This is a genomic window from Cellulosimicrobium sp. Marseille-Q8652, assembly GCF_965112045.1.
The window spans coordinates 1,816,890-1,838,605 of sequence record NZ_CBCOPS010000002.1 but is presented as its reverse complement, the minus strand read 5'-3'; the positions used below and the strand labels follow the sequence as shown (position 1 = coordinate 1,838,605).

The 21,716-nt window shown below is 74.7% G+C and carries 17 protein-coding genes and 2 tRNA genes; 10 read left to right on the top strand and 9 right to left on the bottom strand.

What is annotated here, in order from left to right; all coding sequences use genetic code 11:
* Window positions 1–18: 18 nt before the first annotated feature.
* A complete protein-coding gene (gene ptsP, locus ACWPWV_RS18250; protein WP_454044306.1) occupies window positions 19–1,716 on the bottom strand; it encodes a phosphoenolpyruvate--protein phosphotransferase in 1,698 nt (565 codons plus the stop codon).
* Between ptsP and ACWPWV_RS18245 the strand changes: the two genes are divergently transcribed.
* Entirely contained in the window at window positions 1,690–2,145 is a 456-nt protein-coding gene (locus ACWPWV_RS18245) for a glucose PTS transporter subunit EIIB (RefSeq protein WP_454044598.1), read from the top strand. The genes ptsP and ACWPWV_RS18245 overlap by 27 nt on opposite strands.
* Before the next feature lie 2 nt (window positions 2,146–2,147).
* On the opposite strand, the gene ACWPWV_RS18240 is transcribed toward ACWPWV_RS18245, so the two are convergent.
* A complete protein-coding gene (locus ACWPWV_RS18240; RefSeq protein ID WP_454044305.1) occupies window positions 2,148–3,218 on the bottom strand; it encodes a mechanosensitive ion channel family protein in 1,071 nt (356 codons plus the stop codon).
* A gap of 72 nt (window positions 3,219–3,290) precedes the next feature.
* Between ACWPWV_RS18240 and malQ the strand changes: the two genes are divergently transcribed.
* The gene (gene malQ / locus ACWPWV_RS18235; protein ID WP_454044304.1) at window positions 3,291–5,471 is read left to right on the top strand and encodes a 4-alpha-glucanotransferase; all 2,181 of its coding nucleotides are present in this window, start codon (window positions 3,291–3,293) and stop codon (window positions 5,469–5,471) included.
* Window positions 5,472–5,593: 122 nt separating this feature from the next.
* On the opposite strand, the gene pepN is transcribed toward malQ, so the two are convergent.
* Window positions 5,594–8,188 carry an aminopeptidase N gene (gene pepN, locus ACWPWV_RS18230; protein WP_454044303.1) on the bottom strand — a complete coding sequence of 865 codons (2,595 nt, stop codon included), beginning with the start codon at window positions 8,186–8,188 and terminating at the stop codon, window positions 5,594–5,596.
* Window positions 8,189–8,409: 221 nt separating this feature from the next.
* Here pepN and ACWPWV_RS18225 point away from each other — a divergent pair, with 221 nt between their 5' ends.
* Both ACWPWV_RS18225 and ACWPWV_RS18220 read left to right on the top strand, forming a co-directional pair.
* Complete coding sequence (locus tag ACWPWV_RS18225) at window positions 8,410–9,039, top strand: mycothiol-dependent nitroreductase Rv2466c family protein (protein WP_454044597.1); 630 nt, start codon at window positions 8,410–8,412, stop codon at window positions 9,037–9,039.
* 842 nt (window positions 9,040–9,881) lie between these two features.
* On the top strand, window positions 9,882–10,346 hold the full coding sequence (locus ACWPWV_RS18220) for a hypothetical protein (RefSeq protein WP_454044302.1): 465 nt from the start codon (window positions 9,882–9,884) through the stop codon (window positions 10,344–10,346).
* A 122-nt stretch (window positions 10,347–10,468) separates the two neighbouring features.
* On the opposite strand, the gene ACWPWV_RS18215 is transcribed toward ACWPWV_RS18220, so the two are convergent.
* Entirely contained in the window at window positions 10,469–12,526 is a 2,058-nt protein-coding gene (locus ACWPWV_RS18215; protein WP_454044301.1) for a M13 family metallopeptidase, read from the bottom strand.
* Window positions 12,527–12,586: 60 nt separating this feature from the next.
* Here ACWPWV_RS18215 and ACWPWV_RS18210 point away from each other — a divergent pair, with 60 nt between their 5' ends.
* Entirely contained in the window at window positions 12,587–13,048 is a 462-nt protein-coding gene (locus ACWPWV_RS18210) for a ribose-5-phosphate isomerase (RefSeq protein WP_454044300.1), read from the top strand.
* 1 nt (window position 13,049) lies between these two features.
* Window positions 13,050–14,102, top strand: coding sequence for an Fpg/Nei family DNA glycosylase (locus ACWPWV_RS18205; RefSeq protein ID WP_454044299.1), 1,053 nt, complete (start codon window positions 13,050–13,052; stop codon window positions 14,100–14,102).
* Window positions 14,103–14,110: 8 nt separating this feature from the next.
* Here the strand turns inward: ACWPWV_RS18205 and ACWPWV_RS18200 are convergent, their stop codons facing one another.
* Window positions 14,111–15,487 (bottom strand): GNAT family N-acetyltransferase, encoded by a 1,377-nt coding sequence (locus ACWPWV_RS18200; RefSeq protein ID WP_454044298.1) that lies wholly within the window; start codon window positions 15,485–15,487, stop codon window positions 14,111–14,113.
* Between the two features lie 112 nt (window positions 15,488–15,599).
* Here ACWPWV_RS18200 and ACWPWV_RS18195 point away from each other — a divergent pair, with 112 nt between their 5' ends.
* Window positions 15,600–15,992 (top strand): MGMT family protein, encoded by a 393-nt coding sequence (locus ACWPWV_RS18195; protein ID WP_454044297.1) that lies wholly within the window; start codon window positions 15,600–15,602, stop codon window positions 15,990–15,992.
* Window positions 15,993–16,019: 27 nt separating this feature from the next.
* Here the strand turns inward: ACWPWV_RS18195 and ACWPWV_RS18190 are convergent, their stop codons facing one another.
* From ACWPWV_RS18190 to ACWPWV_RS18175, 4 genes are all read right to left on the bottom strand, one after another.
* Window positions 16,020–17,057, bottom strand: a complete 1,038-nt coding sequence (locus ACWPWV_RS18190) for an LLM class F420-dependent oxidoreductase (protein WP_454044296.1) — start codon at window positions 17,055–17,057, stop codon at window positions 16,020–16,022.
* A gap of 166 nt (window positions 17,058–17,223) precedes the next feature.
* Window positions 17,224–17,847, bottom strand: a complete 624-nt coding sequence (gene epsC, locus ACWPWV_RS18185; RefSeq protein WP_454044596.1) for a serine O-acetyltransferase EpsC — start codon at window positions 17,845–17,847, stop codon at window positions 17,224–17,226.
* Between the two features lie 10 nt (window positions 17,848–17,857).
* Window positions 17,858–18,793: a cysteine synthase A gene (gene cysK / locus ACWPWV_RS18180; protein ID WP_454044295.1), complete on the bottom strand. Its 936-nt coding sequence runs from the start codon at window positions 18,791–18,793 to the stop codon at window positions 17,858–17,860.
* A 509-nt stretch (window positions 18,794–19,302) separates the two neighbouring features.
* Window positions 19,303–19,373, bottom strand: a tRNA-Gly gene (locus ACWPWV_RS18175).
* Window positions 19,374–19,528: 155 nt separating this feature from the next.
* Here ACWPWV_RS18175 and ACWPWV_RS18170 point away from each other — a divergent pair.
* From ACWPWV_RS18170 to tig, 3 genes are all read left to right on the top strand, one after another.
* Window positions 19,529–19,602: transfer RNA gene (locus tag ACWPWV_RS18170), tRNA-Pro, on the top strand.
* A 41-nt stretch (window positions 19,603–19,643) separates the two neighbouring features.
* Window positions 19,644–20,018, top strand: coding sequence for a cupin domain-containing protein (locus tag ACWPWV_RS18165; RefSeq protein ID WP_454044294.1), 375 nt, complete (start codon window positions 19,644–19,646; stop codon window positions 20,016–20,018).
* Between the two features lie 202 nt (window positions 20,019–20,220).
* The gene (tig, locus tag ACWPWV_RS18160; protein ID WP_454044293.1) at window positions 20,221–21,684 is read left to right on the top strand and encodes a trigger factor; all 1,464 of its coding nucleotides are present in this window, start codon (window positions 20,221–20,223) and stop codon (window positions 21,682–21,684) included.
* The last annotated feature ends 32 nt before the right edge of the window (window positions 21,685–21,716 follow it).

The following is a 21,716-nucleotide window of genomic DNA, read 5'->3' as shown; positions in this document are numbered from 1 at the left end:
GGTGGCGTGCGGCCAGGATCACAGGCCGAGCCCGACGAGCTGCGGGAGGTTCTCCCGGACGACCGCGCGCGCGGCGGCGGCGCTCTCGGCGTCGAGGGCGAGCCGAGCCAGACGGCGGCACTCGCCGAGGTCGACCTCGCGCAGGAGCGCCGCGACGTCGGGGATCGCGCGCGCCGTCATCGACAGGGACGACACGCCGAGCCCGACGAGCACGACCGCGAGCACGGGGTGCGACGCGGCCTCCCCGCACACGCCGACGGGGCGGGCCTGCTGCGCACCGCCCTCGCACGTCGCCGCGACGAGGCGCAGCACCGCCGGCTGCCAGGGGTCCGACAGCTCGGCGAGCGACCCGAGGAGCCGGTCGGCGGCCATCGTGTACTGCGTGAGGTCGTTCGTGCCGATCGACGCGAACGCGGCGCGGGCGAGGATAGGGCCGGCGAGCAGGGCGGCGCTCGGCACCTCGACCATCACCCCGGCCACGTCCAGCCCGTGCGCGTGGCACCGCTCGACGAACCACTCCGTCTCGCCGACGGTCGACACCATCGGCGCCATGACCCAGACCTCGGCCTCCTCCGCGGCGGCGGCCTGCGCGATCGCGTCGAGCTGCTGCTCGAGCAGGTCGGGCCAGCGCGCCGCGGTGCGCAGCCCGCGGACCCCGAGCGCGGGGTTCTGCTCGTCGGCGACGGTGAGGAAGTGCAGGGGCTTGTCGGCGCCCGAGTCGAGCGTGCGGACCACGACCTTGCGCCCGGGGAACTCGCGCAGGACGGCGCGGTAGGCCTCGACCTGCTCCGCGACCGAGGGCGGCTCGTCACGGTCCAGGAAGCAGAACTCGGAGCGGAAGAGGCCGACGCCCTCGGCCCCGGCCGCGGCGGCCGGCGCGGCGCCGGCCGGGTCGCCGACGTTCGCGAGGAGCTGGACGCGGTGCCCGTCGCGCGTGCGGCCCGTGCCGTCGAACGTGCGCGCCTGCTGCCCGCGGGCGCGCGCCGCCTCGACCTGCTCGGGCGACGGGTGCACGACGACGGTCCCCGCCGAGCCGTCCACGAGGACGAGGTCGTCGGGCGCGAGCGCGGCGCTCGCCCCGACGGCCGCGACGACCGCCGGGATGCCCTTGGCGTTGGCGACGATGGCCGTGTGGGACGTCGGACCGGCTCCGTCGGTGACGATCGCGAGGACGCGCGCGGGGTCGAGCGCCGCGGTGGCCGACGGCGCGAGGTCGGGGGCGACGAGCACGAACGGCTCGGCGTGCTCCGGCACGCCGGGCGCGGGTCGGCCCGTGAGCGCGGCGACCAGCCGGTCCCGGACGTCCGCCACGTCGCGCGCCCGCTCCGCGAAGTACCCGCCGAGCTCGACGAGACGGCGCGCGACGTCGTCGGCCGCCTCCCAGACGGCGCGCTCCGGGACGAGGTGGTCGTCGAGGACGCGGCGGCGCGCGTCCGCCGCGAGCGTCGGGTCGGCCGCCATCGCCGCGGTCGCCTCGAGGACGTCGTGGCTCTCGCCGTGCGCCGCCGCGGCGGCGCGCTCGAGGTCGGCGACGACCTGCCGCGCCGCGTCGTCCACGCGGCGCGCCTGCGCCTCGTGGTCCGCGCGGGGCGGCAGACGCAGTCCCGCCGCCGGCTCGGCGACGGGCTCCGGCATGAGCACGACCGGTCCGACGACCGTCCCGGCGCACACACCGATGCCGGTGATGACCTGCCGCGCCTCGTCCTGGGATCCCACGACCTCGCTCCTGTCCGCCTCCGCGTCACGGGAGCACACGCGCGTTGCGCCCTCGTTTCACCGTGGCGTCGATCCGGTGACAACCGTGCCAGGAGACTAGGCTGTCCCCAGGGTGCACGGCACCCCGACACCCCGGATCCGCGGTCCGGGGCCCTCCCGCACTCGCCTCAGGAGACGACTTCGATGAGCACCCCCTCGGACCAGAAGGCCCAGCAGATCCTCGACGCCCTCGGGGGCCAGGGGAACGTCGTGGACCTGGAGCCCTGCATCACGCGCCTGCGCGTCGAGGTCACGGACCCGGAGCTGGTCGACGAGGCGCGGCTCAAGGCCACGGGCGCGTTCGGCGTGGTCCGCTCGGGCCGCGTCGTGCAGGTCATCGTCGGCCCCGAGGCCGACAACCTCGCGGCGGAGCTCGACGGCCTGCGCTGACGTCAGGCCGGGCCGCCCGCGCCGGGACGCGGGGCGGCCGCGGCGGCCGCGGCGGCGCCCCGTGCGGCCGCCCGTCCCGCGGGACGGGCGCCGTCGTCGTCCCGCTCCGCGGGGGAGTGGTCGAGGACGACCACCTGCTGCGCACCCGCGAGCGGGATCTGCGCGTCGTCGAGGGCGTCGCGGACCGCGGCGCGCAGCGCACGGCCCACCTCCCACTGCATCGCGGCCTGGGTCTTCATCTGCACCTTGAGCAGCATCGCCTCGGCCGTGAGCTCCTCGATGCCGAGCACCTCGGGGGCCTCCGTGACGGAGGCGCCGAGCACCGGGTCCGCACGCACGCCCTCGGCGGCCTGGAGGAGCACCGAGCGCACCTGGGCGACGTCGGCCCAGTACGCGACCCGGACCTCGACCACGGCGCGGCCCCACTCCTGGGTGAGGTTCCCCGTCCGCAGGATCTCGCCGTTCCGGACGTACCAGAGCGTCCCGTCGCCCGCGCGCACCTTCGTGACCCGCAGGGCCACCTCCTCGACGGTGCCGACCACCTCGCCGAAGTCGACGACGTCGCCGACGCCGTACTGGTCCTCGAGCAGCATGAAGGTCCCGGACAGGAAGTCCTTGACGAGGCTCTGCGCGCCGAAGCCGAGCGCGACGCCCGCGATCCCGGCGGACGCGAGGAACGGACCGATGTTCAGACCCAGCTCGGCGAGGACCATGAGCACGACCGTCGTGCCGATGATGATGTTCGCGGCCGACCGCAGCACCGAGCCGATCGTGCGCGCCCGCGCCGCGCGCCGCGCGTTGGCGAGGGGGTTCGCGCGCAGCAGCGCGCTGCCGACCTCGGTCTGGCCGAGGCCCTTGAGACGCGCGCCGCGCAGGGTGGCCGTGCCGTCGGCGATGTGGTCGGTGACGCGACGGATCACCCGGCGCAGGAGAGCGAGCGCGATCGAGCCGATCGCGACGATGAGGATCACGCGCAGCGGGACGCCGACGAACCACGTCAGCCAGTCGTCGGGGTTGCTCGCGTCGAAGCCGCCCGTGTCGGCCGCGGGGACGGTCAGGAAGGAGGGGAGCATGGGCGGCAGGCTACCCGTCGCTGCTGGGCGCGCCGGGGCGAGGACCTGCCCCGATGCCCCCGTTCTGGCAGGATGCAGTGCGTGAGCGAACCCTCTCAGACGGACCTGCCCGAGCCGTTGGTCCAGCTGGCCGACGCCCACGGCGTGGCGTCCGACTTCTGGGGCTTCGACGGCACGAGGCGACAGGTCCGCGCGTCGACGCTGGTCGCGGTCCTCGAGGCGCTGGGGGTCCCGGCGTCGTCGCCGGAGAAGGTCGCGGTGTCGCTCGAGCACTCCCGCGACGACGCGTGGCGGCACATGCTCCCGCCCACGGTCGTGGTCCGGCAGGGCGAGGCCGTCACCGTCCCGGTGCACGTCACCGACGGCGCTCCGGTCGAGGTGTGGGTCGAGCTCGAGGCCGAGCAGCGTCCGGCACGGCCGCACGCGCGCAGCGCGCGCGAGCGGCGGGAGCTGGACCAGCTCGACGTCTTCGTCGAGCCGCGGACGGTCGACGGGCGCCCCGTGGGACGCGCGACGTTCGAGGTCCCGGCGGACCTCCCGCTCGGGTGGCACGACCTGCACGCGCGGAGCGGGGAGACGCAGGCCCGTGCGACGCTCGTCGTCACGCCGCGGCGCCTCGAGCTGCCGGAGGCCGTCGCCGACCGTCCCACCTGGGGTTTCATGGCGCAGCTGTACTCGGTGCGGTCCCGCGCGTCGTGGGGCGTCGGCGACCTCGCGGACCTCGCGGACCTCGCCTGGCTGGCTGCCCGCGAGGCGGGGGCCGACTTCGTGCTCGTCAACCCGCTCCACGCCGCCGAGCCGCGGACCCCCATGACGCCGTCGCCCTACCTGCCCACGAGCCGGCGGTTCGTCAACCCGCTGTACCTGCGCGTCGAGGACATCCGGGAGACCGCGTACCTCTCCGCCGCGGACCGCTCCCTCGTCGAGTGGGCGGTCGACCCGGTGCGCGACCTGTGCACCGACCCGGGCCCGATCGACCGGGACGCCGCGTGGGAGGCGAAGAAGGCCGCCCTCGAGGTCGTGTTCGCGGCCCCGCGGTCGACGGCGCGACAGGCGTCGTTCGAGGCGTTCCGCTCCGAGCAGGGCCGGGGCCTGGAGGACTTCGCGACGTGGTGCGCGCTCGTCGACCACTACGGCGACCGCGACTGGCCGCCGGGGGCGACGGACCCCTCGAGCCCGACGGTCGCCGCGCTCCGCGAGCACGTCGCGGACCGGGTCGACTTCTACTGCTGGCTCCAGTGGGTCGCTGACGAGCAGCTGCGCGTCGCGCAGCGCACCGCGCGCGAGGCCGGCATGACGGTCGGGATCATGCACGACCTCGCGGTCGGCGTGCACCCCGAGGGTGCCGACGTCTGGGCGAACCGGGGCGTGCTCGCGACCGGCGTGTCCGTCGGTGCGCCCCCGGACATGTACAACCAGCAGGGGCAGAACTGGTCTCAGCCGCCGTGGCACCCGCGCGAGCTGGCGCGCGCCGGGTACGCGCCGTACCGCGACATGCTGCGCACCGTGCTGCGGCACGCGGGCGCGATCCGCATCGACCACGTCATCGGCCTGTTCCGCCTCTGGTGGATCCCGGGCGGAGCGCGGGCCGACGCCGGGGCGTACGTCCGCTACGACCACGAGGCCCTGATCGGCATCCTGTGCCTCGAGGCGCACCGCGCGGGCGCGATCGTCATCGGCGAGGACCTCGGCGTCTTCGAGCCGTGGGTGCGGGACTACCTGGCCGAGCGCGGCGTCCTCGGCACGTCGGTCCTGTGGTTCGAGCGCACCGAGGACGGAGCACCGCTGCCCCCCGAGGAGTACCGGCCGCTCACGCTCGCGACCGTCACGACGCACGACCTGCCCCCGACGGCGGGCTACCTCGCGGGCGAGCACGTGGAGCTGCGGGAGCGGCTGGGCGTCCTCACGGAGCCCGTCGCGGACGTGCGGCGCGCCGCGCGCGCCGAGCGTGACGCGATGCTCACGTTCCTGAGGGAGCGCGGTCTCGTGGGTGAGGACCCGTCCGAGCGCGAGCTCGTCGAGGCGCTGCACCGCCTGATCCGGCGGACACCGGCCGCGCTGCTCGGCGTCTCGCTCGCCGACGCGGTCGGGGAGCGGCGCTCGCAGAACCAGCCGGGCACGAACACCGAGTACCCGAACTGGAAGGTGCCCCTCGGCGACGCGTCGGGGAACGTCGTCCTGCTCGAGGACCTCTTCGACAACGCGCGCCTGCGCTCTCTCGCCAAGGCGATGAACGCGCCCGAGCCGACGTAGCACCCCGGTCGGCGAGGCAGTACCCCGGTCCGCCGAGGCAGTACCCCGGTCCGCCGAGGTAGTACCGCTGTCACGACCGGGGTACTACCTCGGCTGCTGCGGTACCACCTCGGCGGGTCGGGTCAGGCGTCGGCGGCCTGCGCGGCGAGCGCGCGCTCGACCCCGGCGAGGTTCTCGACGACGAGGCGGCGCAGCGCGGGGGCCGCCTCCGCGTTGGCGTCGAGCCACTCCCGCGTCGCGTCCCGCAGCGCGGCGGTGGCGAGCGGCGCGGGGTACAGGCCTGTGACGAGCGCCTCGGCGATGTGGTACGACCGCTCGTCCCACAGCGGGAGCAGGGCGTCGAAGTACGCGCCGACCAGGGGAGCGAGCGACTCCGGGTCGTTGACGTGCTGGAACCCCTGCGTCGTCGCCCGGACGATGGCGTTCGGCGCGCCGTCGGTGGCGACGAGCCGGTCGAACGCGGCCCGCTTGGCGTCCGCCGTCGGGACGGTGGCCCGGGCGCGGGCGGCCGACTGCTGGCCGGTCGCCGTCGAGTCGGCGGTGAGCGTCTCCTCGATCTCCGCGTCGTCCGCGAGGTCGAGGAGGACGAGGCCCTCGAGGATCTCCCACCGCAGGTCCGTGTCGATCTCGAGGCCGTCGAGCCCGGCCGAGCCGTCGAGCAGGCCCCGCAGCGCCTCGCCGTGCGCGGGCGTGGACGCGAGGTGCGCGAAGAACTTCACGAGCTGGAACTGCAGGTCGGAGCCCGGGTCCGCCTCCTGGGCGAGGGACCACAGCGTGTCGCCGACCTCGACGAGCGTGTCCGCGCGCCGCTCGGGCGCGACGTACGTCTTCGCGGCGAGCGCGAGCTGGTTGAGGGTCGTGCGGATCGTCGTGGACTCGGTCTCGCGCGCGATGTTGCCGAGCACGAGGCGCACGTAGTCGCTCGCCGGTGCCTCGCCGTCGCGCGTCGCGTCCCAGGCGGAGCCCCACACGAGCGAGCGCGCGAGCGGGTCGACGAGGTCGGCGAGGTGCTCGGTCGCGACGGCGAGCGAGGCCGGGTCGAGCCGGATCTTGGCGTAGGCCAGGTCGTCGTCGTTGAGCAGGACGAGCTGCGGCCGGTCGACGCCGCGCAGCTCGGGGACCTCGGTGCGCGCACCGTCGACGTCGACCTCGACGCGGTGCACGCGCGTGAGCGTCTCGCCGCCGTCCGGGCCGCGGTCGAGGTCGTAGAAGCCGATCCCGAGGCGGTGCGGCCGCAGGGTCGGGTGCTCCGGTGCAGCCGACTGGAGCACCGCGAAGGACACGATCCGGCCGTGGGCGTCGAGCTCGATCTCCGGGCGCAGCGTGTTCACGCCCGCGGTCTCGAGCCACTTCGCCGACCAGTCGGTGAGGTCCCGCCCGCTCGTCGTCTCGAGCTCGACGAGCAGGTCGCGCAGCTCCGTGTTCCCCCACGCGTGCTTGCGGAAGTAGGCCGCGACCCCGGCGAGGAACTGCTCCTGGCCGACCCACGCGACGAGCTGCTTGAGGACGGACGCGCCCTTGGCGTACGTGATCCCGTCGAAGTTGACGAAGACGTCCTCGAGGTCGTTGATCGTCGCGACGATCGGGTGCGTCGAGGGCAGCTGGTCCTGGCGGTACGCCCAGGACTTCTCCATGGCCGTGAACGTCGTCCAGGCCTCGGTCCACTCGGTCGCCTCGGCCGTCGCGAGCGTGGACGCGTACTCCGCGAACGACTCGTTGAGCCACAGGTCGTTCCACCACTTCATGGTCACGAGGTCGCCGAACCACATGTGGGCGAGCTCGTGCAGGATCGTCACGACGCGACGCTCCTTGACCGCGTCCGTGACCTTGGAGCGGAACACGTACGTCTCCGTGAACGTGACGCAGCCCGCGTTCTCCATCGCGCCCATGTTGTACTCGGGCACGAAGAGCTGGTCGTACTTGTCGAACGGGTACGGGTGCTCGAACGCCTCCTCGAAGAAGGCGAACCCCTCGCGGGTCTTCTCGAACACGTAGTCGGCGTCGAGGTGCTCGGCGAGCGAGGCCCGCGCGAAGACGCCGAGGGGGATCGTGCGGCCGTCCGAGGACGTGAGCTCGCTGCGCTCCACGACGTACGGCCCGGCGACGAGCGCCGTGATGTAGGACGAGATGCGCGGCGTCGGCTCGAACACCCAGCGGGCCACCTCGACGTCGCCCGCGCCCGTGCCGGTCGGGTCGCCGACCGTGCCGAGCGCCTCCGGCTCCGGCGTCGGCTGGTTGCTCACGACCTGCCACGCCGCCGGGGCCGTGACGGTGAACGCGAACGTCGCCTTGAGGTCGGGCTGCTCGAACACCGCGAACACGCGGCGGGAGTCCGGCACCTCGAACTGCGTGTAGAGGTAGACCTCGCCGTCGACGGGGTCGACGAAGCGGTGCAGGCCCTCGCCCGTGTTCGTGTAGCCGCAGTCCGCGACGACGCGCAGCTCGTTCTCCGCAGCCAGCCCGTCGAGCGCGATCCGCGAGTCCGCGAAGACCTCGGCCGGGTCCAGCGAGCGTCCGTTGAGCACCACCTCGCGGACCGACGGCGCGACGAGGTCGACGAACGTCGACGCGCCCTCCGTCGCGGTGAACCGGACCACGGTCGTCGAGGCGAACGTCGTCGCACCCGTCGTGAGGTCCAGTGCGACGTCGTAGGAGCGGACGTCGACGATCGCCGCGCGCTCGCTCGCCTCGGCGCGGGTGAGGTTCTCTCCGGGCACTGCATCTCCTCGGTATCGATGGGGCTCGGTCACGGCCTGTGAGCCAGGGACGATCATCCCACGCGTGCTCGGACGCACCCCCGGGAATACCTGGGGCCCGCTCGGTGTCGGGTAAGACGACCCACGCCCGGCGACGCGTCCGCCCGGGCGACCCCGCACGAAGGAGAGCTGAGCCCGTGAGCCGTGCCGCGACGTCGGACCCGACCACCCCCGCCACCGCCCTGGACGACCCCGCCGCCCCGCGGTCCGGCGTCCAGGTCGCCGACTTCTGGTTCGACCCCGTGTGCCCCTGGGCCTGGATGACGAGCCGCTGGATGGGTGAGGTGGAGCAGGTGCGCGACGTGTCCGTGCGCTGGCACGTCATGAGCCTGGCCGTCCTCAACGAGGGACGCGAGCTGCCCGCGACGTACCGCGAGCTCATGGACAAGGCCTGGGGACCGGTCCGGGTGGTCACGGCGGCGCGGGTCGAGCACGGCGACGAGGTCGTCAAGCCGCTGTACGACGCGATCGGCACGCGCCTGCACCCCGGCGGCCGCGACGACTACGACGCCGTCCTCGCCGAGGCGCTCGCGGAGGTCGGCCTGCCCGCGTCGCTCGCGGAGGCCGCGACGAGCGACGCCTACGACGAGCAGCTGCGCGCGTCGCACGCGGAGGGCATCGGGCGCGTCGGCGAGGACGTCGGCACCCCGGTCGTCGCGTTCGGCGGCACCGCCTTCTTCGGCCCCGTCGTCACCCCGGCGCCGAAGGGCGAGGCCGCGGGCCGGCTGTGGGACGGCTGCGTGCTCGTCGCGGGCACGCCCGGCTTCTTCGAGATCAAGCGGACGCGGACCCAGGGCCCCGTCTTCGACTGATCCGGGGGCGCGCCGTCGCCGCGACGGCGCGCCCGCAGGGTCCCCCCAGGATCCGTCGAGGTTCGACCGGCGGCCCGGCGCCGTGCCATGCTTCATCGGTTGCGGGCCCGCCGACACAGAGGCCCGCGCGTCGCCCGGCGACGGCCGGGCGGGTCCGACGAGGAGTCCGCAAGGAGCCGAGCATGTCCCCGAACGCACCCGTGCCGCCCCCGCCGCCGCCCCCCGGCGGCGTCCCGGGGACGCCGGCCGGACGTCGTGAGGACACGCAGGTCACCGGCACGGCTGCGTGGTCGGTGGGCGCCCCGCCGGCCTTCGCGCCGTCCGCACCGGCGCACCGCTCGCCAGAGCCCGCGTACACGGACGGGCCCGCGACCGTCGTGCAGCCGGCGGTAGGGTCCCCGGTCCACGCGACGTCCGCCGCGGTCCCCCCGCAGCGCGTGCGGTACGCGACCGACCAGCCGGGTTCGCCGCGGTCGCGCCGCAGTCCCCGGCCTACGCACCGCAGCCGGCCCACGCGCCGCAGCCCGCCCACGCACCGCAGCCTGCCTACGCGGCGCCCCCGGCGTACGCGCCGTCGCCCGCCCCGTCACGGGGTCCCGCCGCGGCGGCGGCCGGCCCGGCCCCCCAGCCCGCGTACCACCCGCCGGCCACGGCCCCCGCGCCGGCGACCCCGGCTCGGGGCCCGGCTTCCGGCGGCGGCCCGGCCTCGCCGCCGCCCCCTGGGGCGGGGGAACGGTGGGGGTGGCGGTGGCGGTGGCCGTGGCGGTGGACCGTCCGGGCGGCTGAGCCCGGGCTGGATCGCGTTCATCGTCGTCGACCTCCTGCTCGTCGTCGGCGCGGTCGTGTTCGCGATCTCGCTCCTCGGCGGGGGAGGCGGCGCGGACGACCCGGCCGACCCGGGCGCTGCACCGTCCGCCGGCACCACCCAGGACGCCGAGCCCACGACCCAGGCCCCGACGGTCACCGAGACCTTCGCGTCCGAGACGCGCAACATCGCGTGCGAGATGACCGACGTCGGCGTCACGTGCTCGATCGCCGAGCTGGCGACGCAGCCCGCTCCGGTCGCCGGCTGCGACGGGAGCGTCGGGTACCGCGTGGTGCTCGACGACGCCGGGGTGAACCAGCCGTGCGTGCCGGCCGCCGAGCAGCCGCAGCCGGCCGCGGCCGACGTCGAGGTGCTTCCGTACGGGGAGTCGAAGACCGTCGGCGGCTTCACGTGCGACAGCGAGAACACGGGCGTCACGTGCCGCGACGACGCGACCGGCAAGGGGTTCACCGTCGCCAAGGCGGGCATCCGCTCGCTCTGACCGCGGCGCCGCGGCCGTCGCCACACCGTCGCCATCGCCTCGCCGTCGTCCGCGGACGACGGCGAAGGGGTGGCGCCGGGACCGTCCCGGTCCCGGCGCCACCCCCGTTCGCCACCCGTCTCTCACCAGATGCGCACGCGCTCCTCGGGGGCGAGGTAGAGCGCGTCGCCGGGCTGGACGTCGTAGGCCTCGTAGAACTCGTCGACGTTGCGCACGACCCCGTTGCACCGGAACTCGTTGGGCGAGTGGGGGTCGGTCGCGATGCGTCGCACGACCTCCTCGTCGCGGCCCTTCGACTGCCACACCTGGGCCCAGCCGAGGAACACGCGCTCGATGCCGGTCAGGCCGTCCACGACCGGTGCGTCCGCGAGCGGCCGGCCGAGCGCGATCCGGTACGCCTTGAGCGCGATCGACAGGCCGCCGAGGTCGCCGATGTTCTCCCCGATGGTCAGCGCGCCGTTGACGTGCGGCCCGTCCTCGGAGAGCTGCGCGGGGCGGTACGCGTCGTACTGGTCGATGAGCGCCCTGGTGCGCTTCTCGAACTCGTCGCGGTCCGTGGGCGTCCACCAGTCCTCGAGCCGGCCGGCGCCGTCGTACTTGGAGCCCTGGTCGTCGAACCCGTGGCCGATCTCGTGACCGATCACGGCGCCGATCCCGCCGTAGTTCACGGCGTCGTCGGCGTCCGGGTCGAAGAACGGCGGCTGGAGGATGGCCGCGGGGAAGACGATCTCGTTCATCCCCGGGTTGTAGTAGGCGTTGACCGTCTGGGGGGTCATGAACCACTCGTCGCGGTCGAGGGGCTTGCCGATCTTGCCGAGCTCCCGGTCCTGCTCGAAGGCGTGCGCCCTGCGGACGTTGCCCACGAGGTCGTCCGGCTCGACGACGAGCGCCGCGTAGTCGCGCCACTTCACGGGGTACCCGATCTTGGGGGTGAACGCCTCGAGCTTCGCGAGCGCCTTGGTCTTCGTCTCCTCGGTCATCCAGTCGAGCCCCTGGATCGACTCGCGGTACGCCGCGACGAGGTGGGCGACGAGGTCCTCCATCCGGGCCTTGTGCGTGGGCGGGAAGTGTCGGGCGACGTACTGCGCCCCGACGGCCTCGCCGAGCGCGCCCTCGACGACGGACACGCCCCGCTTCCAGCGCTCGCGCACCTCCTGCGCGCCCGACAGCGTGCGGCCGTAGAAGTCGAAGTTCGCCTCGACGACCTCGTCCGCGAGGTACGGCGCGCGGGCGGTGACCAGGTGGTACACCATCCACAGCTTCCAGTCCTCGAGCGGCTCGGACTCCCACAGCGCGGCGAAGCCGGTGGCGAAGTCGGGCTCGCGCACGACGACGTCGTCGAGCGACCCCTCCGGCGCGCCCAGCGCGAGGACCCAAGCGCGCCAGTCGAAGCCGGGCGCCTCGTCGGCCAGCGCGACGAGCGTGCGGGGGTTGTACGTGAGGTCGGCGTCGCGGTCGCGCACGACGTCCCAGTGCTTCGCGGCGAGCTTCGTCTCGAGCGCGACGACGCGCTGCGCCGCCTCCTCGGGCGGTGCGCCCCAGGTCTCGGTCGTGACGCCCACGATCGCGAGCATCCGCGCCACGTGGTGGACGTACTTCTCGCGCACGGGCGCGTACTGGTCCTCGCGGTAGTACGCCTCGTCGGGCAGGCCGAGGCCGGACTGGTAGAGGTACGCGACGTACCGCTCGGGGTCCTTCGCGTCGTTGTCGACCCAGAACCCGAGAGCGCTCGCGCCGCCGGTCCGCTGGAGCGCGCCGAGGGCTCCGGTCAGCTCGGCCTGCGTGGTCGCCGCGGCGACGAGCGCCAGGTCCGGCTGCAGCGGCGTCGTGCCGAGGGCCTCGATGCGCTCGGTGTCCATGAAGCTCGCGTACAGCGCGCCGACCTTCGCCGCGTCGGGCCCGACGTCCGCGGCTCCCGACGCCACGGCCTCGCCGAGGTCCGTGATGATCTCCCGCACGTGCACCTCGGCCTGGTCGTGCAGGGCGCGGAAGGCGCCGTCCATCGCGCGGTCCGCGGGGATCTCGTGGGTCGCGAGCCAGCGGCCGTTCACGTGCCGGTACAGGTCGTCCTGCGGACGGGTCCCGGCGTCGAGGGCGGTGAGGTCGATGCCGGACCCCTGCCCGGCGGGTGCGGCTCCGGTCGGGGACGGCGGTGTGGTCGACGGGGAGGTCTGTGTCATGCGTCTCAGGCTACGGCCTCCTCCCGACGGTCCGGGGTCCGGCTGCGGCATGATGGGCGCATGCGCGTTCACATCGCCTCCGACCACGCCGGGTACGAGCTCAAGGTCCATCTCGTGGAGCACCTCGGGGCCGCCGGCCACGACGTGGTGGACCACGGGGCGCACGAGTACGACGCCCTCGACGACTACCCCTCGTTCTGCTTCGCGGCGGGCGAGGCCGTCGTCGCCGACCCGGGCTCGCTCGGCGTCGTCATCGGGGGGTCGGGCAACGGCGAGCAGATCGCCGCGAACAAGGTGACCGGGGTCCGTGCCGCGCTCGCGTGGAACCTCGAGACCGCGCGCCTGGGCCGCCAGCACAACGACGCGAACGTCGTCGCGGTCGGCGCCCGCCAGCACCCGGTCGACGAGGCGGTGGAGCTCGTCGACGCGTTCCTCGCGGAGCCCTTCAGCGGCGACCCGCGTCACCAGCGCCGCATCGACCAGCTCGCCGCGTACGAGGCGTCGCGCGGCACGACCGCCTGAGGTGCCGGAAGGGCACACCGTCCACCGGCTGGCGCGCACGTTCGCGGAGCTCTTCACCGGGCAGCGGCTCGCCGTGACCAGCCCGCAGGGACGGTTCGCCGCCGGTGCGGCGCTCCTCGACGGCCACGTGCTGGTGGCGAGCGAGGCCTGGGGCAAGCAGCTGTTCCTCGGCTTCGCGCCAGGTCCCGCGGACGGGCCGGGGGAGCCGTGGTCCGGGGACGCGGCGCCTGCTCGGTGGCTGCGGGTGCACCTCGGCCTGTACGGCGCGTGGACGTTCTCGGGGGACGGGAGCGCCGTCGTCGTGCACGCGATCGGGGCGCCCCGGCGTCGTGTCGGTGAGCGGGAGACCGTCCCGGCGCTCGACCCGTCGGCCCGTGCCTTGCTGCCCGACGACGCGTGGTCGCCACCGCCGCCGCGCGGGGCGGTGCGGGTGCGGCTCGTGGGCGACCACGCCGTCGCGGACCTCACCGGGCCCACCGCGTGCGAGGTCGTGACGGGCGACGAGAAGCGCGCCGTCGAGGCGCGGCTCGGGCCCGACCCGATCCGCGACGTCGGACCGGGGGAGCCGGACCCGCGGGAGGCGTTCGTCGAGGGCGTGCGGCGCTCGCGGAGCCCCGTCGGCCTCCTGCTCATGAATCAGGACGTCGTCGCGGGCGTCGGCAACATCTACCGCGCCGAGTCCCTGTTCCGTGCCCGCCTGGACCCGCTGCGGCCCGGCCGGGACGTGCCCGTCGACGTCCTGAGGGACCTGTGGGACGACCTCGTGGTGCTCATGAAGGAGGGGACGCGCACCGGCGCGATCGTCACGACGCGACCGGAGGACCGTGACGGCGGCCCCGCGCCGACGAGCGTCGGCGACGGCCTCGGGCCGGCGGGGCGCGGCCGGTCGCGGGTCCGCCAGAACACCGACGGTGCGCCCGACGCGGTCCCGGCCGACGAGGCGTTCTACGTCTACCACCGCGACGGGCTCCCGTGCCGCGTGTGCGGCGCGACGGTCCTCCGGTCGGAGCTCTCCGGCCGCAGCCTCTACCGCTGCCCGGTGTGCCAGGCCTGAGCGGCTGCTCAGAACACCCAGCTGCACACCGGCGCCACGGGCCAGGAGAACGCCGCGCTCGCTCCGGCGAGCGCGCCCGGCGTGTGCTCCGTGACGAACCCGGCGACGGCGAGCGACGCGAGCGTCACCCCGCCGAGGTACGCCGCGCCGAGCTCGCGGACGTCGAGCGAGAGGTCCGCGGCGTCGTCCGTGCGCCCCGCGCGGGCGGTGCCGAACGCGTCGGCGCGGACGCGCCAGCGGCCCGCGTTGTCCGGGAGGCTCGCGTCGGTCACGTGCAGCACGACGTCGACGTCCGTGGCGTAGCGCCGCGCCGCCAGCGCCGCGGCGACGTCGACCACTCGCACCCACAGGTTGTCCGCGAGGCGCGGCGACGCGGACCGCGGGTCGACGAGGAGCTGGGTGAGCGGGTCGTCGACGGGGATCATGAACGGCGTGACCTCGTGCGAGAGGTCGAGGTCGGTGAGCACGCCCCAGAGGGCTCGCGCAGCCGCCGCGTCGAGCGCGACGACCTCCCCGGCCGACACGGTGCCGCGCGGACCGGCGGGCTCCCACGACAGCGTGCGACGGAAGCGCGCGTACCCGCGCGGTTCGCCGTCGAGCTCGACGACCACGATCCGCATCGACTCCTTCCCCCGGCGGAACGCGGGCGGGTCGCCCCAGAACGTGGCGTCCAGCTCGGCGGTCTCGCGCGTCGCCCAGCCGGGGCGGTTGAGGATCCCGTCCGCGCCGCGACCCGTCGGGTCGCTGCCGGCCCGCTCGTGCAGGGCGGCGACCAGGTCGCCGTGCCGCGCACGGTCCGCCTGCTCGATCCGCACGGTGTGCCGCTCCGCGCCGGGGACGTCGCGCAGCCGCGCGCCGCGCGGGACCGCGACGCGCAGGTCGTCGGCCGCCCGGCCGTAGCCGAACCGCCCGTAGATCGGCGCCTCCGCGGCGAACAGCGCCGAGACCGCCTCGCCGCGTGAGCGGCAGTCCGCGAGGTGCCGGTGCATCATCGCGGTGAGCAGGCCGCGGCGCCGGTGCGCCGGGTGCACTCCGACCCACGTGAGCCCGGCGACGGGCGTCGTCGCGCCCGGCACGGGGAAGCGGGAGAACGGGTAGGACGAGTGCAGCCCGACGAGCTCGCGCCGCACCGGGACGGCGCCGTCGACGGGCTCGGCGTCGGCGTCCTGCGTGTCGCGCACGACGCCGACGGTGCGCGACCACGTGAGCGGCGACGGGAGGTCGAGCAGGTCGTCGACCGCGACGGGCGACGGGAACGCCCACGCGTCGAGCTCGAGCACGTCCCGCAGGTCCTGGGGCCCGAGCTCGGTGAACGTGCAGCCGTCGGGCAGGGCGGGTGCGTCGCCGGGGCGCGGCGACGCACGGCCGGTGTCGTGGTGGCTCATGCGCCGATCCTGGCCGTCGGGGCGCTCCCGCGCCAGGGGATTGCCGCCCGACGGACCTCGCGGGCGCGGCCGGGGACGGGGCGTGACGGGGGCGGGTCGTAGAGTGCCGGACGTGCCCGCCGACGCCCGTCCCACGACCGCCTCCCCGGCGGAGGAGTACGCGGGCGCCGTGCTCGCGCTGGTCCGGCAGATCCCCGCAGCGCGTGCCATGACCTACGGCCTCGTGGCCGAGATCGTCGCCGAGTCGCTGCACCGCGGCGGTCCGCGCCAGGTGGGCGCCGTGCTGGCGGGGTCGGCGGGGGTGGACGACGACGGCGCGCCGGTCCCGTGGTGGCGCGTCGTGAACGCGGCGGGGTCGCCGCCGGCGCACCACCTCGACGCGGCGCTCACCGAGCTCCGGGCGGAGGGGTGCCCGCTCTCGCGGGACGGCCGGCGCGTGGACCTGCGTCGCGCGGTGTGGTTCCCCGAGCCCGACGAGCTCGACGAGGCGGGCCCGGCGGGCTGAGCGGACGCGCGGTGCGCGCACCGCGCGTCAGGGCGTGAGAAGACCCGCGAGCGTGCGCACGGCGGTCGCGTCGCCCTGGACGAGGAGCGTCGTGACCGCGGTGGCCCGCCACGCCTCGAGCTCGCGGCCGATCTTGTCGGCCGGTCCGACGAGCGCGACGTCCTCGACCATCGCCGTCGGCACGGCCGCGGCGGCGAGGTCCTTGCGGCCTGCGAGGTAGTGCGCCTGGATCTCGTCGCACGCGTCGGCGTACCCGAGCCGGTCGAGCGCGTCCCGGTGGAAGTTCGCCCCCTTCGCGCCCATGCCGCCCACGTACAGGGCGAGGAACGGGCGCACGCGGTCGGCGGCGCGCTCGACGTGCTCGTCGACGACGACGGGCACGGTCGCGCTGACCTCGAAGTCGGCGACGGGGGAGCGCTCCGGCGCGCGCCGGGCGAAGCCGTCGGCGAGCAGCTCGCGGAACGCGTCGTCCATGCGGGGGGAGTAGAAGAGCGGCAGCCAGCCGTCGGCGATCTCCGCCGCGAGAGCGATGTTCTTGGGGCCCTCGGCCGCGAGATGGATCGGGAGGTCCGCGCGCAGCGGGTGGACCGTGGAGCGCAGCGCCTTGCCGAGACCGGTGCCCGCGCCGTCGGGCAGGGGGAGCGGGTAGTGCGGGCCGGCGCTCGTGACGGGAGCCTCCCGGGCCAGGACCTGCCGGACGACGTCCACGTACTCGCGCGTGCGGGCGAGCGGGCGGGCGTAGGGCTGCCCGTACCACCCCTCGACGACCTGGGGGCCGGAGACGCCCAGGCCGAGGACGAAGCGTCCGCCGGAGAGGTGGTCCATCGTGAGCGCGGCCATGGCGGTCGCGGTGGGGGTGCGCGCCGAGATCTGGGCGACGGCCGTGCCGAGGCGGATCCGCGACGTGCGCGACCCCCACCAGGCGAGCGGCGAGAAGGCGTCGGACCCGTAGGCCTCGGCCGTCCAGACCGAGTCGACACCGAGCCGGTCCGCTGCGACGACCGCGTCCTCGACGCCCTCGGGAGGGCCGGCGGACCAGTAGCCGGTGTGGATGCCGAGGCGCAAGGCGACTCCTCGTCGTCGAGGGCGGACGGGTGCGTGAGCGCGGTACCCGGGCCGGCGTGACGGGCAGGGGGATATCCGAGACGCCGCGTCCCGGGTACCGCACGTCCTACCCTAGCGGACCCCCGGCCGTGCTCGGGCACCCCGGCCGGGTGCCCGAGCCGACGGGTCAGATCACGTACTCGATGAGCAGGGACGGGTCCTCGACGGGGTCCGCCCCCCGGTGCGCGGCCGGCATCCGGACGCGGGCGGGCACCCCGACCGCGACCGCGCCCGCCGGGACGTCCTTGACGACGACGGCGTTCGCCCCCACCTGCGCGTCGTCGCCGACCCACACCGGTCCGAGGATCTTGGCGCCCGCTCCCACGACCACCCGGTCCCCGAGCGTGGGGTGCCGCTTGCCGCGCTTCATCGACCGCCCGCCGAGGGTGGACGTGTGGAACAGCACCACGTCGTCGCCGACGACCGCCGTCTCGCCGACGACGACCCCCATGCCGTGGTCGATGAAGAGGCGTCGGCCGATGCGCGCCCCGGGGTGGATCTCCACGCCCGTGAGCGCCCGCGCCACCTGGGACAGGAGCCGCGCCGGGAGGCGCAGCACCGGCTCGCGCCACATGCGGTGCGCGAGCCGGTACGCCCAGACCGCGTGGACCCCCGGATAGGCGAGGGCGACCTCGAGGCGGCTGCGTGCCGCGGGGTCGCGGTGCCGGGCCGCCTCGAGGTCCTCGGCGAGGACGCGCAGGAACCGCCGCACCCGGGACGGGGTGACGGCGGGTCCGCGCGCGGGTCGCAGGTCGGTCACGTCAGTCCAGCAGGTCCGCGTAGAGGATCGAGGACAGGTACCGCTCGCCGAACGACGGGATGATCGTCACGATGAGCTTGCCCGCGTTCTCCGGGCGCGCGGCGAGCTGCAGCGCCGCAGCGATCGCCGCGCCGGAGGAGATGCCGACGAGCAGGCCCTCCTCCTTGGCCGCGCGGCGCGCGAACTCGACGGCGGTCTCCGCGTTGACGTCGATCACCTCGTCGTAGACGGAGGTGTCGAGGATCTCGGGGACGAAGTTCGCGCCGATGCCCTGGATCTTGTGCGGACCGGGCGCGCCTCCGTTGAGGATCGCGGACTCCTCGGGCTCGACGGCCACGATCTGCACGCCCGGCTTGCGCTCCTTGAGCACCTGGCCGACCCCGGTGATGGTGCCGCCCGTGCCGATGCCGGCGACGACGATGTCGACCTGACCGTCGGTGTCCGCCCAGATCTCCTCCGCCGTCGTGGCGCGGTGGATCGCCGGGTTGGCCTCGTTCGCGAACTGGCGGGCGAGGATCGCGCCCGCGCGCTCGGCGACGATCTCGTCGGCCTTGTTCACCGCGCCCTTCATGCCCTCCGACCCGGGCGTGAGGATGAGCTCCGCCCCGAAGGCGCGCAGCAGGGCGCGGCGCTCCTTGGACATCGTCTCCGGCATCGTCAGGACGACGTCGTAGCCGCGCGCCGCGCCGACCATCGCGAGCGCGATGCCCGTGTTGCCGGACGTCGCCTCGACGATCGTCCCGCCGGGCTTCAGCTCGCCCGACGCCTCGGCCGCGTCGATGATCGCGACGCCGATGCGGTCCTTGACGGAGTTCGCCGGGTTGTAGAACTCGAGCTTGCCGACGACGGTCGCGCCGACGCCCTCGGTGAGCTTGTTGAGGCGGACGAGCGGGGTGTTGCCGACGAGCTTCGTGACGTCGTCGTAGATGCGTGCCATGGCTTCCTCTTCTGTCGACGGCTCGGGACGAGCCAGGGGGACCAACGGGGGGTGCGACGGTGCGGGGGCACCGGGTGCTGCGGGATGAGGGCTGCGGGGCTCCCGGAGAGCCTGCTCCGAGGGTCCGGCGTCGCGCGGCGACTCGCGCGGCGGACCGGCACGGGGGCGACCGTCCGGTCGTGCGGCGGGTGCGCGGGACGTCGGTCGCGTCCGACGGTCGTCAGCGACAGCCGTGACAGCGACAACAGGAGGTGCGCGCGAGGGCGCGACGGGGCGATGCGGGACGCGCGGCGATCGCGGTCATTCCTCGCTCCTCCTGCTCGACGGCGCCCGCGGGTCGTCGGGTCGACGTGCTCGGCAGGGGGTGCCCGGCCGCGCCGGGGCGCTCGATGGTCCGAGGGTATCCGTCCACGTCGTGGGGCGGCAACGCGGTCCGCCGACCGGACGACGACGGGCGCCCCACCGGGGAGGTGGGGGCGCCCGTGGGACGTCCTGCGATGACGCGCCGGAGCGGGCGACGGGAATCGAACCCGCGTAATCAGTTTGGAAGACTGAGGCTCTACCATTGAGCTACGCCCGCGTCGGTCGGTCGTGCCGACCCGCGGCGCCACCCTAGCAAACGGGAGCGGTCCTCCGGTCGGGGGCCCGCCCGGCCGTCGCGGAGACCGCGCCGTCGACGTCGCCGGTCCCACCCACCCGTACACTTGCGCTGGCCCGCCGTCGCCGGCGGGTGCACGGGGTGTGGCGCAGGTTGGTAGCGCGTCCGCTTTGGGAGCGGAAGGTCGCAGGTTCGAATCCTGTCACCCCGACACGACGGGACCGGACGAACGAGGACGGCGGACGCGGCATCGTGAGGATCTTCGAGGTGCCGCGCCGGGACGTCGACGCGTTCGGCAGCGAGGGCGTCGTCATGGACTTCCTCCCCCGCGCCGTCGCCGGCGAGGGCGCGGGGGAGACGCGTGTCCACGTCGCCCGCGTGGCTCCGGGCGGCACGGTCGGGCGGCACGCGGCGACGTCGGCCCAGGTGTTCGCCGTGGTCTCGGGCGAGGTCGAGGTCTGCGGCCCGGACGACGTCCGCCGGACGCTCGCGCCCGGCCTGCTGGCCCTCTGGGAGACGGGCGAGGAGCACCGGTCGTGGACCCGGGACGACTCCGAGGGTGCCGTGGTCGTGATCGTCGAGACGACCGGCACCTACTCGCTGCCGGCGGCGTTCCGCGAGGTCTGACCCGAGGGAGCGGTCGGCGTCGCCGCCGCCGCGCGACCGTCCGCGCCGGCGCTGCGCCGCGGTGGCGTAGGCTGGACGGGTTGCCCGTACGCCCCCAGGGGCCGCACGTGGGTCCGCACGGACCCGCCGGCCTCCCGGCGGAGCGCGCAGCTCGTCCCGTAGCCGCACGCCGGCCCGCCCCGATCAGTTGGAGATCATCGAAGTGAAGAGCGCCGTCGAGACCCTGGACCCCACCAAGGTCAAGCTGACCGTCGAGGTGGAGTACGACGAGCTCAAGCCGAGCATCGACCACGCCTACCAGCACATCGCGGAGCAGGTGAACATCCCCGGCTTCCGCAAGGGCAAGGTCCCGCCGCGCATCATCGACCAGCGCGTCGGTCGCGCCGCGGTCCTCGAGCACGCCGTGAACGACGGGCTGTCCGGCTTCTACCGCCAGGCCGTGAGCGAGTCGGGCATCCGCCCCCTCGGCCAGCCCGAGGTCGACGTGACCGAGGTCCCGCTCGACGCCGAGGGCCCGCTGAAGTTCTCGGCCGAGGTCGAGGTCCGCCCCGAGCTCGACCTGCCCGAGCTGTCGTCGCTCGCCGTGACGATCGACGCCGCGGAGGTCTCGGACGAGGACGTCACGGAGCGCCTCGACGCGCTGCGCGAGCGCTTCGGCACGCTCGTCGGCGTGGACCGCCCGGCCGCCGAGGGCGACTTCGTCGTCCTCGACCTCAAGGCCGTCGTCGACGGCGAGGAGGTCGACTCGGTCTCCGGCATCAGCTACCAGATCGGCTCGGGCAACATGCTCGAGGGCCTCGACGAGGCGCTCACCGGCCTGTCGGCCGACGAGACCACGACGTTCACGGCGCCGCTCGCCGGCGGCGAGCACGAGGGCAAGGACGCCGAGGTCACGGTCACCGCGACGACCGTCAAGCAGCGCGACCTGCCCGAGGCCGACGACGACTTCGCGCAGCTCGCGTCGGAGTTCGACACGCTCGCGGAGCTCGAGGCCGACCTGCGCGAGCAGGTCGCGAGCATCAAGACGTCCAACCAGGCCGTCGCCGCGCGCGACGAGCTCCTCAAGGCGCTCAACGACGCCGTCGAGATCCCCGTGCCGTCGGGCGTCGTCGAGGCCGAGGTGCACCGTCACCTCGAGTCCGAGGGCCGTCTCGAGGACGACGCGCACCGCGCGGAGGTCACCGAGGAGGCGACGACCGCGATCAAGAACCAGATCCTGCTCGACACCCTCGCGGAGAAGCTCGAGATCCAGGTCGCCCAGAACGAGCTGCTCGAGTACCTCGTGCAGGCCTCGCGCCAGTACGGGATGGACCCGAACCAGTTCATCCAGTCGCTCGACCAGGGCGGCCAGATCCCGGCCATGGTCGGCGAGGTCGCGCGCTCCAAGTCGCTCGCCGTCGCCCTGCGCCAGATCGAGGTCAAGGACTCCGCGGGCAACGTCGTCGACCTGACCGAGTTCATCGGCTCGGACGAGGACGACGCCGCGGGCGAGGTCGCCGAGATCGTCGAGGAGGCCGCCGAGGTCGCCGCTGCCGAGGCCGTCACCGAGGAGCTGGCCGAGGAGGCCGTCGCCGAGGTCGAGGCCGAGGAGGCCGAGGAGAAGGCGGCGAAGAAGAAGGTCGCGAGGAAGTCGACGAAGAAGGCCGCGGAGAGCACCGAGGCCTGACCCGGCGAGAGCCGTCGGCACGGCCCCCGCAC

Coding starts and splice junctions, on each gene's coding strand:
- ACWPWV_RS18200 (WP_454044298.1), bottom strand. CDS start 15,487: ATGAGCCACCACGACACCGGCCGTGCGTCGCCGCGCCCCGGCGACGCA.
- ACWPWV_RS18215 (WP_454044301.1), bottom strand. CDS start 12,526: ATGACACAGACCTCCCCGTCGACCACACCGCCGTCCCCGACCGGAGCC.
- ACWPWV_RS18240 (WP_454044305.1), bottom strand. CDS start 3,218: ATGCTCCCCTCCTTCCTGACCGTCCCCGCGGCCGACACGGGCGGCTTC.
- ACWPWV_RS18210 (WP_454044300.1), top strand. CDS start 12,587: ATGCGCGTTCACATCGCCTCCGACCACGCCGGGTACGAGCTCAAGGTC.
- cysK (WP_454044295.1), bottom strand. CDS start 18,793: ATGGCACGCATCTACGACGACGTCACGAAGCTCGTCGGCAACACCCCG.
- malQ (WP_454044304.1), top strand. CDS start 3,291: ATGCAGTGCGTGAGCGAACCCTCTCAGACGGACCTGCCCGAGCCGTTG.